The sequence below is a fragment of the Rhizobium sp. 01N447_2 genome, assembly GCF_056399245.1.
Window position 1 is genome coordinate 16993 of the sequence record NZ_JBFTQY010000013.1, and the last position, 14765, is coordinate 31757.

General features: G+C 60.9%; 12 protein-coding genes and 1 pseudogene. 4 read left to right on the forward strand and 9 right to left on the reverse strand.

Annotated features, from left to right (window positions below; translation table 11 throughout):
• Positions 1 to 70: 70 nt before the first annotated feature.
• The 4 genes from AC1ECN_RS10305 to AC1ECN_RS10320 form a co-directional block, all read right to left on the reverse strand.
• Positions 71 to 1429, reverse strand: a complete 1359-nt coding sequence (locus AC1ECN_RS10305; RefSeq protein WP_477952920.1) for an esterase-like activity of phytase family protein — start codon at positions 1427 to 1429, stop codon at positions 71 to 73.
• Positions 1430 to 1583: 154 nt separating this feature from the next.
• Positions 1584 to 2645, reverse strand: a complete 1062-nt coding sequence (locus tag AC1ECN_RS10310; RefSeq protein ID WP_018070521.1) for an adenylate/guanylate cyclase domain-containing protein — start codon at positions 2643 to 2645, stop codon at positions 1584 to 1586.
• A 186-nt stretch (positions 2646 to 2831) separates the two neighbouring features.
• Entirely contained in the window at positions 2832 to 3977 is a 1146-nt protein-coding gene (rnd, locus tag AC1ECN_RS10315; RefSeq protein WP_018070520.1) for a ribonuclease D, read from the reverse strand.
• A 161-nt stretch (positions 3978 to 4138) separates the two neighbouring features.
• Positions 4139 to 5530: a multicopper oxidase family protein gene (locus tag AC1ECN_RS10320; protein WP_130672337.1), complete on the reverse strand. Its 1392-nt coding sequence runs from the start codon at positions 5528 to 5530 to the stop codon at positions 4139 to 4141.
• A gap of 255 nt (positions 5531 to 5785) precedes the next feature.
• Here AC1ECN_RS10320 and aspS point away from each other — a divergent pair, with 255 nt between their 5' ends.
• Both aspS and AC1ECN_RS10330 read left to right on the forward strand, forming a co-directional pair.
• The gene (gene aspS, locus AC1ECN_RS10325) at positions 5786 to 7576 is read left to right on the forward strand and encodes an aspartate--tRNA ligase (protein WP_020397444.1); all 1791 of its coding nucleotides are present in this window, start codon (positions 5786 to 5788) and stop codon (positions 7574 to 7576) included.
• A 49-nt stretch (positions 7577 to 7625) separates the two neighbouring features.
• Positions 7626 to 7817: pseudogene (locus tag AC1ECN_RS10330) on the forward strand (hypothetical protein); the annotation flags it as partial.
• 58 nt (positions 7818 to 7875) lie between these two features.
• On the opposite strand, the gene AC1ECN_RS10335 reads toward AC1ECN_RS10330, so the two are convergent.
• Positions 7876 to 9063, reverse strand: a complete 1188-nt coding sequence (locus AC1ECN_RS10335) for a YdgA family protein (RefSeq protein ID WP_018070516.1) — start codon at positions 9061 to 9063, stop codon at positions 7876 to 7878.
• Between the two features lie 235 nt (positions 9064 to 9298).
• Between AC1ECN_RS10335 and parC the strand changes: the two genes are divergently transcribed.
• Both parC and AC1ECN_RS10345 read left to right on the forward strand, forming a co-directional pair.
• On the forward strand, positions 9299 to 11554 hold the full coding sequence (gene parC / locus AC1ECN_RS10340) for a DNA topoisomerase IV subunit A (protein WP_018070515.1): 2256 nt from the start codon (positions 9299 to 9301) through the stop codon (positions 11552 to 11554).
• A gap of 256 nt (positions 11555 to 11810) precedes the next feature.
• Positions 11811 to 12269 (forward strand): SRPBCC family protein, encoded by a 459-nt coding sequence (locus tag AC1ECN_RS10345; RefSeq protein ID WP_018070514.1) that lies wholly within the window; start codon positions 11811 to 11813, stop codon positions 12267 to 12269.
• On the opposite strand, the gene AC1ECN_RS10350 is transcribed toward AC1ECN_RS10345, so the two are convergent.
• The 4 genes from AC1ECN_RS10350 to AC1ECN_RS10365 are packed head-to-tail and all read right to left on the reverse strand — an operon-like array spanning position 12253 to position 14591.
• Positions 12253 to 12651 (reverse strand): type II toxin-antitoxin system death-on-curing family toxin, encoded by a 399-nt coding sequence (locus tag AC1ECN_RS10350; protein WP_024321172.1) that lies wholly within the window; start codon positions 12649 to 12651, stop codon positions 12253 to 12255. The two genes, AC1ECN_RS10345 and AC1ECN_RS10350, sit on opposite strands and share 17 nt — an antisense overlap.
• Positions 12648 to 12869 carry an AbrB/MazE/SpoVT family DNA-binding domain-containing protein gene (locus AC1ECN_RS10355; protein WP_018070513.1) on the reverse strand — a complete coding sequence of 74 codons (222 nt, stop codon included), beginning with the start codon at positions 12867 to 12869 and terminating at the stop codon, positions 12648 to 12650. The genes AC1ECN_RS10350 and AC1ECN_RS10355 overlap by 4 nt, the downstream gene beginning before the upstream one ends.
• A 57-nt stretch (positions 12870 to 12926) precedes the next feature.
• The gene (locus AC1ECN_RS10360) at positions 12927 to 13814 is read right to left on the reverse strand and encodes a DMT family transporter (RefSeq protein ID WP_130661327.1); all 888 of its coding nucleotides are present in this window, start codon (positions 13812 to 13814) and stop codon (positions 12927 to 12929) included.
• Positions 13815 to 14591 carry an arginyltransferase gene (locus AC1ECN_RS10365; protein ID WP_024321170.1) on the reverse strand — a complete coding sequence of 259 codons (777 nt, stop codon included), beginning with the start codon at positions 14589 to 14591 and terminating at the stop codon, positions 13815 to 13817.
• Between the last annotated feature and the right edge of the window lie 174 nt (positions 14592 to 14765).

Sequence of the window (14765 nt, forward strand, 5' to 3'; positions counted from 1 at the left end):
GCTCTAAACAGCCGAAAACAAAGAGCGGCGCCTTCGCGCCGCCCTCTGCATTTCACACCAGAATTCCGAATTACTTCGCGTTCAGGAACTCGCCGACTTCGAGCAGGCTGAACTCGTTATTGTCGGCCTTGTCGACGGCGCGGCCGGCAGAGAAGGGCAGGTTGTTGTCGTTGCCGATGATGATGTGCGTGGCGTCGACGCGGTCGACGTTTTCGATCGTCACGAACGGCATATCGTAGACGCCGTCCTTACTGCCGGCCTTCTTCTTGTTGTCGGGATCCTGAATGTTCAGGAGGTCGATATAGCCGATCTTGCGGACCGCCTTGCCGACATTGGCGTCGTTGAACTCGATCTTGTAGACGCGCTTCAGCACGGCCGGAGCTTCGAAGCAATCCGGCTTCGGCTGCTTCGGGTCGGCGCAGGCCTTGTCCGTCGTGCCGGCGCCGTTGTCGCGCTCGATGACGAGAGCGGTGGTGTCGTCGAGCATGTTGAAGTCGCCGATCGACACGCCCTTGTCCTCGAACGGATAGAGCCAGCTGCGGCCGGTCCACTTCTTGGAAGCGACATCGAACTCGATGACGCGGATGGCGGTGTGGCCGTCGATGGTTTCCACCGTGCCGTCATCCTTGTAGATCGCGCCTTCGAGCAGGCCGTAGAGCTTGGCGCCGTCCTTGGACATGGCGAGGCCCTCGAAGCCGCCGGAGCGCTTCAGATTGAAGACCGGCATCTTGGCGGCCGGGTTTGCCGGAACCGAGAGAAGCGGATTGTCGGGCGAAAGCACCGGCTTGCCGTCGAGCGTCGTCGGGATGACGTGGGTGAGGCGGCCTGACGTGTCGAACTTCAGGATGTAGGGACCGAATTCGTCGCCGAGCCAGAAGCCGTCGACAACCGGCTGGATCGATTCGATGTCAAAGTCGGCGCCGGTGAGATAACGCGTGTCGGTGCCTTCAAGCACGATCGGGAACGGAGCAATCTTGTTGGGGTCGGAAAGGAAGAGGTTCTTGACGACTTCAGCCTTGTTGCCGGCCCAGTCGAACTTCATCTGGTGCAGGAAGAGCATGGAGTCAGACGAGTTGGACTTCGAGCCGAAGCCGTTGTCGGAGAGCGTCCAGAAGGTGCCGTCGGCCATCGTCTTGACCCCCGAGAAACCCTGGATCGGCTGACCGTCGAAGGGAAGCTTCAGATCGGTGATGCGGGCGCCGTCCTTGCCGGGAGCCTTGCCGAGCGCTTCGGTGCGCTTACGGTCCGGCGTCGTAAACTTGCCGGAATGCTTGAGGAATTCGGGGGCATCGGCCGGTGCCGGAACCATGGTGTTGGCGKGCAGGATCGCCTGGCCGGCGAGCTTGGCAGAGAACTGCTGCTGGTCGGCCGAAGCGGAGCCTGCGACCAGGATGAAAAGCGATACGGAAGCAAAAAGGACGTTCTTCATAATATCCCCGTGGAACGGATTGCAAAGGCCTTCCGCTTAGCAGGGCTTCCGTGTCAGCGAATTGACGGTTGGGTGAAGCTTTGGTGACGTACTTACAGCGCCGCGCGTCTTTCTCCGACGCGCAAAGGACGCTGTAACGCTTTGAATTTACGCATCAGCCGTGCAGAATGACCGCCGGCGTGTTCAGCATGGTGACTGCGCGCGAGGTAAGCGCCATGACGCCGAGCGCCTGGCCGCGCCCCTTCACCGCATGGGTGCCGAGATCCTCGCAGGCGATGTCGTCGGGAAAATTCATGCGCCGGGCAAGCTCGGTGGAGATCAGAACCGACCGGTTCAGACTGCGGCAGAGCGTCTCCAGCCGGGCGGTGGTGTTCACCGTATCGCCGAAATAGCTGATCTTATGATGGTCGACGCCGATTTCGGCGGTGATGATCTCGCCGCCGTGAAGGGCGGCGCGAAGCTTCGGCACCTGCCCGTAACTCTTCCGCCAGCCCGCGGCATTGGCTTCGATATCGGCAAGGATATCGAAGATGCAGCGCACACAACGTGCATTCTTGACGCCGCGGGCAAGCGGCCAGGTGATGATCGCCGCATCGCCGACATAGTCGTTGATCATGCCCTTGTGGCGCCTGACGGGCTCGGCGAAGGTCGCAAACAGCGAGCTCAGCAGTTGTTGCGCCCTGAGGTCGCCATGCTTCTCGGCAAAAGCCGTCGAATCGACGAGGTCGATGAACAGGAAGACGCGCTCTTCCTTGACCGGATTGCGGTAGCGGCTGATGAGCATGCTGAGGAAGACTTCACGACCAAGCAGTTCTCGCACACGCAAGACGAAGATCAGCATCGTGCAGACCGCAAGTGCATACAGAAAGACCTCGAACGGCATGATGACGAGGTCGAGGAGCGACGATGGCTTCACCATGCCGAGCGACCAGAGCAGCAGGCCGGCGCAGGCAAAGCCGATGCTCATCAGGATCTCGTAGATCACCAGTTCGGTGATGATGAAGGCGAAGGTCGGCAGCTTCTGGATGCGTCTATAAAGCGTTCGAAACAGCACCTTGCGCTCGAAGGCGAGGATCGGCATGCCGATGAAGAGCGCGAAGATCGCCCCGATAACCGGCGTCTGATTGGAGTAGAACATCATATCATAGATGACGCCGCTGACCGCGAGGACGATCACGATCAGGATCCAATTCTGTGTCGGAGATATTTCCCGCATGCCGCCTCTGCGCCGTGATGTTTCCTCCCGCCATTGTTTCAGGCCGGAAAAAACCGTCAAGCGAATTCGAAACTACTGCGTCCTTGGCGTGTCTTTTCGAGAGCCGCGAAGGACGCCGTAGCACTTTGAATTGCCGCACAATTTTAACCTCAAATCGATTCCGATTTAAGGAATTCTGCAGCAGTCTCAGAGGCTGACGGTCTCGACCTTCCGGTCGACGAAGCGCAGGGCGATCGCGCCCTGGATCAGCTGCAGTGCCGGCTCGCCGAAAAGATCACGCCGCCAGCCGTGCAGGGCAGCGACTTCGGCCTTTTCGCCCTCGGCGGCGATCCTGTCGAGATCCTCGCTGTTGGCGATCACCTTCGGCGCTACGCCGTGTTTTTCCGAAATCAGCTTCAGCAGCACCTTCAACAATTCGACGGCAGCGGCGGCCCCTTCGGGCGCCTGCGCCTGGCGTGGCACATGCGGCATATCGGCCTTCGGAAGAGCAAGAGCGGTGTTGACGGCCTCGATGACTGCAGCGCCGGAAGTCGAGCGCTCCCAACCCTTCGGAATGGTGCGCAGACGGCCGAGCGCCTCGGTATCCTTGGGTTGCTGCTGGGCGATCTCGTAGATCGCATCGTCCTTCAGCACCCGCGAACGCGGCACGTTGCGGGCCCGTGCCTCGCGTTCGCGCCAGGCGGCGACATATTTCAGGATCGCCAGCTCCTGCGGCTTGCGCAGGCGCATCTTCAGCCGCTGCCAGGCATCGTCGGGATGCATGTCGTAGGTTTCGCGCGACTCGAGAATGTCCATTTCCTCGGAGAGCCAGGAGCTGCGACCTTCACGATCGAGTTCCGCCTTCAGCGACAGGTAGACGTCGCGCAAATGGGTGACGTCGGCCAGCGCATAATCCAGCTGCTTGTCCGACAGCGGCCGGCGGCTCCAGTCGGTGAAGCGCGACGACTTGTCGATATGGACGTTTTTGATGCGGCTGACCAACTGGTCATAGGAGACGCTGTCGCCGAAGCCGCAGACCATGGCGGCGACCTGCGTGTCGAAGATCGGATGCGGAATGAGATTGCCGCGATTGAAGATGATTTCGATGTCCTGGCGGGCCGCATGAAAGACCTTCAGCACCTTCGTATCGGCCATCAGCTCGAAGAAGGGGGCGAGATCGATGCCCTTGGCCAGCGGATCGACGAGAACTTCCGTCGTCGGGCTTGCCATCTGGATCAGGCAGAGCTCCGGCCAGAAGGTCGTTTCGCGCAGGAATTCGGTGTCGATGGTAATGAAGTCGGACTTGGCCAGCTCTTTGCAGGCGGCCGCCAAATCGGCGGTTGTTTCGATCATATCATTTCATTCGCAAGGAAAAGGTCGGTTAAACCTTCCTTCTCCTTTCGGTTCGATATGTCAATACAACAGCATACGCTTCGAGCATTGCTGGCCAAGAATCACGTCCAAACTGAGGCAAGGCGCGAAGCACAGCCCAACCGCAGTGAAGGCGCACTGCCTCAGCTTACCCTGAGATAGCTCGTCATCCCCGTCTTCTGATGCTCGATGATATGGCAATGCAGCAGCCAGTCACCGGGATTGTCGGCGACGAAGGCAAGCTGCACCTTCTCGTCCGGCTGGATGAGATAGGTATCGGACACCAGCGGCATCACCTCCCGCGTCGAGGAGGAGATCACCGTGAAGCTCATCCCGTGCAGATGGATCGGATGGGCATGCGGCGTGGTATTCTCGAGGTTGAAGACATAGCTCTTGCCGAGCTTCAATTCCGCAAGCGGTGCCGTCGGATCGGGCGTGTCGCCTGGCCATGGCACCTTGTTGATTGCCCAGAAACTGTAGCCGAGCGTGCCGCAGATGCTTTCGACGGCGGCATTCTCGGCAGTGGCGCTCAGTATCAGCGGGATCTGCTCGGCGATGGAAAGATCGGCCTTCGGGACGGGGTTGTCGACAAGCGGCCCAAGATCGCCGATCGCGCGCTTCAACGATGATCCGACCGCGCGCAGGCCGGCGATCGTCTTCGGCGCCGTGCCGCGGATATCCTCGAGCGTCGCGACTGCGCCTTCACCATCCGGCATGCGCACGGCAAGATCGAGCCGTTGACCCGGTCCGATCTGCAGGAGGTCGAGGGAAAAACGCTTCGGCACCGGATTGCCGTCGATCGCAATCACGGTCGCGTCGGCGCCTTCCATTTTCAGCGAGAAGATCCGCGTCACGTCGGTCACGGCAATGCGCAGCCGAACCAGCCCGCCGGCCGGCGCGTCATATCGCGGCTCCTGATGCCAGTTGGCGGTGCGCACCGTGCCGTAGGTGCCGGTCTTGGCAGCGTCGCGCGGCCGAAAGGGAGCGATGAACTGCCCGTCGCCGCCCAGCCGCCAGTCGCGCAGGTTCAGCACCACCTCGGCATCGAACTCCGGATCGGCCGGATCTTCGACGACGATGATACCGGTCATGCCGTGCCCCATCTGCGTCAGCGTGTTGCAATGCGGATGATACCAGAAGGTGCCGGCATCGGGCGGCGTGAAGGCATAGTCGAAGCTGTCGCCGGTATAGACGTAGGGCTGCGTCATGAAGGGCACGCCGTCCATGCGGTTGTCGATGCGAAGGCCGTGCCAGTGGATTGTCGTCGGCTCGTCGAGCCCGTTTTTCAGCCGCGCCGCATAGGGTTGCCCCTTCCTCATTCTGAGAATCGGCGGCATGCCGTCATGCACCCAGCTCATGATATCCCTGGTCGGTCCCGCCTCGGTCAGCACGGCTTCTGTCTTCACCGCCGTCAGCAGCTGCGGCTCGGGAGCCGCCTCGGCAAACCCGAATTTACTGGCAATGCCGATGCCGACGCCATAGGCGCCCGCGACAGCGGATGCCTTGAGAAGGTTGCGGCGGCTAAGGAGAGGCATGCGGAGGCTCCACGGTGAGAATGCCGATCCTTGTAAAGTTGACCGGCAGCTTCAGCAATACAGGAAGCGCGGCCAAACTGCCGCAGCATACGGGTCGCAGCCTCTCCATAAACGCGTGTCAAACGCCCGGCCGCGTGCGCCAAGCCTTGACAAATCGGAGCGTCCATGCGCTTTTCCGCCCGATTTTCTTGTCGGCGCTTGAGGGTTTTGAAAACCCTTGCTGCCGTCTTAAGCCACATGCCAGGATTTGAGATCATGCATCGCTATCGCAGCCACACATGCGCCGCCCTCCGCAAGACGGATGTCGGCTCGACCGTCCGTATTTCCGGCTGGGTTCACCGCGTTCGCGACCATGGCGGCGTTCTCTTCATCGACCTTCGCGACCATTACGGCATCACCCAGGTCGTCGCCGATCCCGACAGCCCGGCCTTCAAGATGGCGGAAACCGTGCGGGGCGAATGGGTCATCCGCATTGACGGCCTCGTCAAGGCCCGCACCGACGATACTGTCAACAAGACCATGGCGACAGGCGAGATCGAGCTCTACGCGCAGGAGATCGAAGTCCTCTCCGCCGCCAAGGAATTGCCGCTGCCGGTCTTCGGCGAGCCGGACTATCCCGAAGACGTGCGCCTAAAGTACCGCTTCCTCGATCTTCGCCGCGAAACGCTGCACCGGAACATCGTCAAGCGCACCCAGGTCATCTCGGCCATGCGCCGCGAAATGGGCGATGTCGGCTTTACCGAATATACCACGCCGATCCTGACGGCCTCCTCGCCGGAAGGCGCGCGCGACTTCCTGGTGCCGAGCCGCATCCATCCCGGCACCTTCTATGCCTTGCCGCAGGCGCCGCAGCAGTACAAGCAGCTGCTGATGGTGGCGGGCTTCGACCGCTATTTCCAGATTGCGCCGTGCTTCCGCGACGAAGACCCGCGCGCCGACCGCCTGCCGGGCGAATTCTACCAGCTCGACCTCGAAATGAGCTTCGTGACCCAGGAAGACGTCTGGAACACGATGGGTCCGTTGATGACCAACATTTTCGAGGAGTTCGCCGAAGGCAAGCCGGTCACCAAGGAGTGGCCGCGCATCCCCTATGACGAGGCGATCCGTAAGTATGGTTCGGACAAGCCGGACCTGCGCAACCCGATCGTCATGGAAGCGGTTACCGAACATTTCGCCGGCTCCGGCTTCAAGGTTTTCGCCGGCATGATCGCCTCGAACCCGAAGGTTGAGATCTGGGCGATCCCGGCAAAGACCGGCGGTTCCAGAGCGTTCTGCGATCGTATGAATGCTTGGGCGCAGTCGACCGGTCAGCCTGGTCTCGGTTACATCTTCTGGCGCAAGGAAGGTGACAAGCTCGAGGGCGCCGGCCCGCTTGCGAAGAACATCGGCGAGGAGCGCACCGACGCGATCCGTACCCAGCTCGGCCTCGATGACGGTGACGCCTGCTTCTTCGTTGCCGGCGATCCGGCGAAGTTCTACAAGTTTGCCGGTGAAGCCCGCACCAAGGCCGGCGAAGAACTGAACCTTGTCGATCGCGACCGTTTCGAACTCTGCTGGATCGTCGACTTCCCGTTCTTCGAATGGAGCGAGGAAGAAAAGAAGGTCGATTTCGCCCACAACCCGTTCTCGATGCCGCAGGGCGGCCTCGATGCGCTTCAGAACCAGGATCCGCTGACCATCAAGGCGTTCCAGTATGACGCCGTCTGCAACGGCTTCGAAATCGCCTCGGGCTCGATCCGCAACCAGTCGCCGGAAACCATGGTTGCCGCCTTCGAGAAGGTCGGCCTCAGCCAGCAGGATGTCGAGGATCGTTTCGGCGGCCTCTACCGTGCCTTCCAGTACGGCGCGCCCCCGCATGGCGGTGCTGCCTTCGGTATCGACCGTATCATCATGCTGCTCGTCGGCGCGAAGAACCTGCGCGAAATCTCGCTGTTCCCGATGAACCAGCAGGCCCAGGACCTTCTGATGGGCGCGCCGAGCCCGGCAACGCCGACACAGTTGCGCGAGCTCTCGATCCGGCCGATCCCGCCGGTCAAGAAGGATTGAGATCGTCTGATCCCGAATGCAAAAGCCCGGCAAATCGCCGGGCTTTTTGTTTGGTTCGGTCGTCGAGCGCGGCATCCACGAGGGCGACATGAAGTCCRAGACGAACCCCCGCGCGCTGGCACGGTTCCTCCGTGCCATCATCCAGGGCATGTCGGTGCAGGCGAGGGACGGAGCATCGCTAGAGGAATTGCTTGATATCGCAGTCTTCGCCATTGCCGAGGTCGCCCGTCATCGCGCGTGAAAACGAAAAGGCCMGGCAGTACCGAACTGCCGGGCCTTTCGTCGCAAGATCGAAGCGATCAGTCGTTGGCGGTAACCTTGACGCCAAGCACCTGCGGCAGCGTGTTCGGAGCGCCCATGGCGGCACCCACGATCGTCGGGAACGGTACCGGCTTTTCGGGAGCGGCCTTGACGGTCAGGCTTTTCGGATCGTCGAGGAAGGTGTTGACGGCAGCCGAAACGGCGTTCTGCAGTTCCGGGATATTGAGCTGCGCCAGCATGATCGGCGTCATCGCCTTCAGCGAATCCGCCATCTGCTTGCCGGACATATTCTGCTGCGAACCGGCATAATCGAGCGCGCGCTTGGTAATCGAGGCATCTTCGAAGCGCACCTGCGCGGCCTCGAAGGACAGCTGCTGCATCAGGCCGAGCATGGCAAGGCCAAGCGCCTGCTGCGATTCTTCCTTGTTCGCACCGGCTTCGGATTGCTTCATCGCATCCTGCAGCGACTTTACGAAGGCCATCGTGTAGCCCGAGATCTTGAAGCCAAGGTTCAGCTTGCCGATGTTGGTGAAGTCGAAGGCGAATTCCGAAATGTCGATCGTGCCGGGGGCCAGTTCCCAGGCACCCTTCATGGTGATGTCGCCTTGGATGTGCTGCAGGGCAAGCTTCTCGATCGCGTCCTTGCTCTGCGGATCCTCGGCTTTGCTGAGATCGGCCTTCATGCTTTTGAAGGCGCCATCGAAATCGAAGCCGGATTCGTCTTCGCGCAGTGTCAGATTGACGTCGCTTTGCAGCAGCGAGAACATTTCCGCGCCGTCCTTGACCACCTTCAGCGGGCCTGTATGGGCGGTTTCGTAGAGCATCATGGTATCGAGCGTGTCGCCGCCCGCCGTTGCCGGGATCGAGATGCCGCCGAGCGTCAGCTCCTGCGCCGTGACCGTGACGCCGTCTTTCGTGGTGTTGATATCGGGGAAGGCTGCCTCTTCGATGTAATAGCCGCCATCCTCGTCTTCTTCGACGCCGGAAAGGGTGACTTCGCCGACTGCCAGGCTTTCGCCGCCGGCCGATTTGACGCTGACATTCTTCAGCGTCGCGGTCGTGCCGTCGATGTCGACTGCGTCAGCCGAAATCGTTCCGCCCTGTACGGCATAGGCGGCATTGAGCTTCTTCAGCAGATCGGCGCCGTCGAGAGCGAAAGCCGAACCGGCGAGCGAGAAAAAGGCGGCGCCCGACAGCATCAGCCGCGTTGTCCGGGAAAAGTTCATGGGGTGATTCCTCTGGTGGCGTGGTGGCGGTTGGAAATCTGCAGTTACGCTACTACGGATTAGGCCAGCTTTATATTTGCGGACTTCTAAATTTCTGTTGAAAGGAACGGCAAACGAAGTCCAAATTGCGGCGGAGCGTTTGTCTCATCCTTTGATGTCAGTCCCAAGACTTCATCCACAGCTGCAATGGCCCGGATTCCTTGCCCGCCGGCCTCTTCTGGGCTAGTCAGAACCTATGGGACAAGAGATTTTGCCGCCTTCGGGCGGAGACGACGATCACATCCAACCGGTCGACCTCAAGGCGGCGCTCGAGCAGCGCTACCTTGCCTATGCGCTGTCGACCATCATGCACCGCGCCCTGCCTGACGTGCGCGACGGGCTGAAGCCTGTCCATCGCCGCATCGTCTATGCGATGAACGAGATGGGGCTGAGGCCGAACTCGGCCTTCAGAAAATGCGCCAAGATCGTCGGCGAAGTGATGGGTAACTACCATCCGCACGGCGACCAGTCGATCTACGACGCGCTTGCCCGTCTCGCCCAGGATTTCTCGCAGCGCTACACGCTGGTCAACGGCCAGGGCAATTTCGGCAATATCGACGGCGACAGCCCCGCCGCCATGCGTTACACCGAATCGAAGATGACGGCGGTCTCCGAACTGCTGCTCGAAGGCATCGATCAGGATGCCGTCGATTTCCGAGACACTTACGACGAATCGAATTCCGAGCCGGTCGTTCTTCCCGGCGCCTTCCCGAACCTGCTCGCCAACGGATCGTCCGGCATCGCCGTCGGCATGGCGACCTCGATCCCGTCGCACAATGCCCACGAGCTTTGCGACGCAGCCCTGCATCTGATCAAGCATCCGGATGCAACAGTCGAAAAGCTCGTCGAATTCATACCCGGCCCGGATTTCCCCACCGGCGGTATCATCATCGACAACCGCGACAGCATCATCGAGAGCTACCGCACCGGCCGCGGCGGTTTCCGCGTGCGGGCGAAATGGCAGACGGAAGATCTCGGCCGCGGCGGCTACCAGATCGTCATCACCGAAATTCCCTTCCAGGTGCAGAAATCGCGGCTGATCGAGAAGATCGCCGAGCTGCTGATCGCCCGCAAGCTGCCGCTGCTGGAAGATATCCGCGACGAATCGGCCGAAGACATCCGTGTCGTGCTGGTGCCGAAGACCCGCAGCGTCGATCCGACGATCCTGATGGAATCGATGTTCAAGCTGACGGAACTCGAAAGCCGCTTCCCGCTCAACATGAACGTGCTCTCCATGGGCCGCATCCCGCGGGTCATGGCGCTGAACGAGGTGTTGAAGGAGTGGCTGGACCACCGCCGCGAAGTTCTGCAGCGCCGCTCGCGCTTCCGCCTGGCGGCGATCGACAGGCGCCTCGAAATCCTCAGCGGCCTGCTGGTCGCCTACCTCAACATCGATGAGGTCATCCGCATCATCCGCGAGGAGGACGAGCCGAAGCCGGTCATGATGGCGCGCTGGGATCTCACCGACAATCAGGTCGAGGCGATCCTCAATATGCGGCTGCGCGCCTTGCGCAAGCTGGAGGAGTTCGAGATCCGCAAGGAATTCGACGAACTCACCAATGAAAAGGGCGAGATCGAAGCTTTGCTTTCCTCCGACGACAAGCAGTGGCAGACGGTCGCCTGGGAAATCGGCGAAGTGAAGAAGAAATTCGCCAAGGCGACCGAGGTCGGCCGCCGCCGCACCCAGTTTGCCGACGCGCCCGAGACCGACGAGGAAGCAGTCCAGCAGGCAATGATCGAGAAGGAACCGATCACCGTCGTCATTTCCGAAAAGGGCTGGATCCGCGCGTTGAAGGGCCATATCGCCGACACGGCGACACTGACCTTCAAGGAAGGTGACGGCTTGAAGATCGCCTTCCCGGCACAGACCACGGACAAGATTCTGATCGTCACGACAGGCGGCAAGGCCTTCACGCTCGGCGGCGACAAGCTGCCGGGCGGCCGCGGTCACGGCGAACCGCTGCGCATCATGGTCGATATGGATAACGACCAGGCGGTGCTGACCGCATTCTTGCATGATCCCTCGCGCAAGCAGCTGATCGTCTCGACCGCCGGCAACGGCTTCGTCGTTCCGGAGGCTGAACTGGTCGCCAATACGCGCAAGGGCAAGCAGATCATGAACGTCGCGCTGCCCGAGGAAACGCAACTGCTCGTGCCTGTCAGCGGCGACCATGTCGCCGTCGTCGGTGAAAACCGCAAGCTGCTGGTCTTCCCGCTGGCGCAGGTGCCGGAAATGTCGCGCGGCAAGGGCGTGCGCCTGCAGCGTTACAAGGATGGCGGCATTTCCGACGTCCGCTGCTTCGCGATATCAGACGGCCTCATCTGGGAAGACAGCGCCGGCCGCACCTTCACGAAGAACAAGGACGAGCTCGCAGAGTGGCTGGCCGACCGCGCCACCGCCGGTCGCACCGTGCCGAAGGGCTTCCCGCGCAGCGGCAAATTCGCCGGCTAAAGCACGACCGCGTTGTGCGTCTTTTCAGACGCGCAAAGGACGCTGTAACACTTTGAATTGCTGGATATCTATCTCTCAATCGAGTCCGCTTGAAGGAATGATGCAGTAAATTCCGCGCCCGACTCTTGGCGGCCGCGACAATTCCTCTATCTCAATCCTGTTAGCAAAAATATGAGCAGGCCGGCTCCGGAGGCGGACGGAATGGCCGCAGGCCGCGCACGGGAGGAGTGTGCGCGCCGTTACCGGAGGAAAATCGATGCCCGCCAGCACCATCAAATTGCATGTCAGCCACACCTACGGGGTGCCGCCTGCTGTCGTCTACGACGCCTGGCTCAACCCTGAAATCGCCCGCCGTTTCCTGTTTGCGACGGATGACGGTCATGTCATCCGCGCCGATATCGATCCGCATGTCGGCGGCCGTTTCTTCGTCGTCGACCGCCGCCCGACCGGCGACGCCTTTCACCAGGGTGTTTTCCTGGAACTGAAGCGCCCGCAGCGCATGGTCTTCAGCTTTTCCGTCGAGGAGCACGACCACAATTGCGACCGCGTTGAAATAAATATCGAGCCTCTCGGGGGCGGCAGCCGTCTGACGCTGACCCACGAAATGTGCGCCGAATGGGCCGAGCACGAGGAAAAGACCCGGCAAGGCTGGGCGCATGTGGTCGAAGGGCTTGGCAGGGAACTGGAGCAGCAGCAGTTCAAGGCGACGGGTTGAGCGGTATGCTGAAATCTCGAAGGAAGCGGGTCGCACCTTCTTCGTCGATCTCGCCGGCGGCTACCTCTAGTACAAATGCAATGACCTGCGCGTTGTCGGCATTGATGACATAGCGGTTGATGTAGAGAAACGTAAACGCCGCGAGATAGCCGGTACGCTTGTTTCCATCCACGAATGGGTGGTTTCTAACAATGGCATAGAGATAGGCTGCGGCGAGTATGAAGATGTCGGTCTCGCCGTATGCAGCCTTGTTAAGCGGGCGCGCCAAGCTGGTTTCCAATGCATTGGCATCCCGCAGGCCAGGCAAACCGCCATGCTCGGCGATTTGCTCATCGTGCATATTTTCAATCGCTTGGCGGCTCAGCCACTTAAGCTGTATCATTTCGCGAGTTCGCGGAGTGCCACCCGATATTTTTCCATACCGATGCGGGCCGCCCGCATTTGCTCGGCAAGATCCGCCGATTCCGGTACAAGCTGAATATTACCCTCGATCTCTCGCAGTTCGAGGCTGTCGCCGCTGCTCAGGCCCAACCGCTGCAGCACCTCTTTGGGGATGATAACACCCTCGGAATTTCCGATCTTGCGGATTGTGACGTTCATCGTTTTGTCCTCTGTGATAACGGCGTTATAACATGAGGCGGAGCAGGCGACAACGTCCTAGCCTGCCATTTGAACGATGCTTTTCCTCCGCACCATCCAGACGGAATGGGCTGCGATCGCCGCCACCAGGATGCCGCCGCCGACCAGTGTCATCGGCGCCGGCGTTTCCGCAAAGATCAGCCACACCCAGATCGGTGCGAGCACGGTTTCGAGCAGGTAGAACATGCCGACTTCAGGCGCGGAGAGGTAACGCGGCCCGGTCGCCAGGCACCAGAGGGCAAGCGGCATCATCACCGCGCCGTTGAAGAGGATCCAGGCGGGATGCTCGATCGAAAAACCGCCAGCCGGCATGACCGAGATCAGCCCGACCGCCGCCGGCAGCACCGTCGAAAGCAGCGAGACGAAGCCCATCTCCCGGCGGGAGGCGCGGCTGATGGTGATGGCGGCGGCAATCATGAAGGCGGTAAGCAGCGCCATGGCATCGCCGAAGAGATGGCCGCCCGAAAGCCCGTCCCGCACGATCAGGCCGACGCCGAAGGTCATCGCCGCCATGGCGAGCAGCGTTGCTAGGGCCGGCCGCTCCTTGAGGAAAATCCAGGAAAGAAGCGCGGCGAACATCGGATTGAAGGCGACGATGAAAACGACATTGGCGGTCGAGGTGTTGAAAACGGCGAGAAGGAAGACCACCGTCGTCAGGCTGTAGAGCAGGCCGGTGACAAGACCCGGCCAGCCCGGCACGAGCACTGGCCATCGCCCTTTCGCAATCCGCAGCGCTGCCGCGGCCAGAAGCGTCACGCCAAGGGTCGCGATGCTTCTCGCGGCAAGGATCGACCACAGCTCGCCGTCAGCGAGCCGCATGAGCGGGATATCCACGGAAAGCGCCAGCCCGCCGATCGCCGTCAGCAGCAGGCCCTTCCGATGGTCGGAAAGAGCGGTGGGGAACATTCAGTCGTGGGTGCTCTCGGGCATGGACTCGGGATCGAAACGTTCCCAGCCGCGCGGGGTCAGATGCTCCTGCGGCTGGAAGCGCGTCTTGTAGTCCATTTTCCGCGACCCTTGAACCCAGTAGCCGAGGTAGACATGCGGCAGTCCCAGCGCTTTCGTGCGCCTGACATGGTCGAGAATCATGAAAGTGCCGAGCGAACGCTGCTCGAGTGCCGGATTGAAATAGGAATAGACCATCGACAACCCGTCGCTCATCGTGTCGGTCAGCGCAGCGGCAAGCAACTCGCCCTTCGGCCGCTGCTCCAGTCCGGATCCTTCTTCGCGCCGGCGGTATTCGATGATTCTCGTATTCACATGCGTGTCTTCCACCATGATGGCATAGTCGAGCACGGTCATGTCGGACATGCCGCCCTGCTGGTGGCGAAAATCGAGATAGCGTCGGAAGAGTGAATATTGCTCGCTGGAAGGCTGGGCTGCGAATTCGGTGGCGATGACGTCGGAATTGGCGGCAAGCACCCGTTTCATCGATTTGGTCGGCTCGAATTCCTGGGCGAGAATTCGCACGGAAACGCAGGCGCGACAGGATTCGCAGGCCGGGCGATAAGCGATGTTCTGCGAGCGGCGGAAACCGCCCTGCGTCAGGATATCGTTCATCTCGGCGGCGCGCGGGCCGACCAGATGGGTGAACACCTTTCGCTCCATCTCATGCGGCAGGTACGGACACGCAGCCGGAGCCGTCAGATAAAACTGCGGGGATGGCGTCGTCTGCGTATTCATTTGTCGCGGAATTTTCCCTGTCGAGACCGTGCCGTTTCCTGACAGCATGACCTAAGAATAAAAAACGTCAACAGCGGGGCGCGTTTCGCCCTTCATATCAGTCTTCTAAGTTTAGATATGGAGCGCCGGCGCCCGCCGGCAAAGGGAAGGCGGAGACTTTATTTGGTCTCCGCC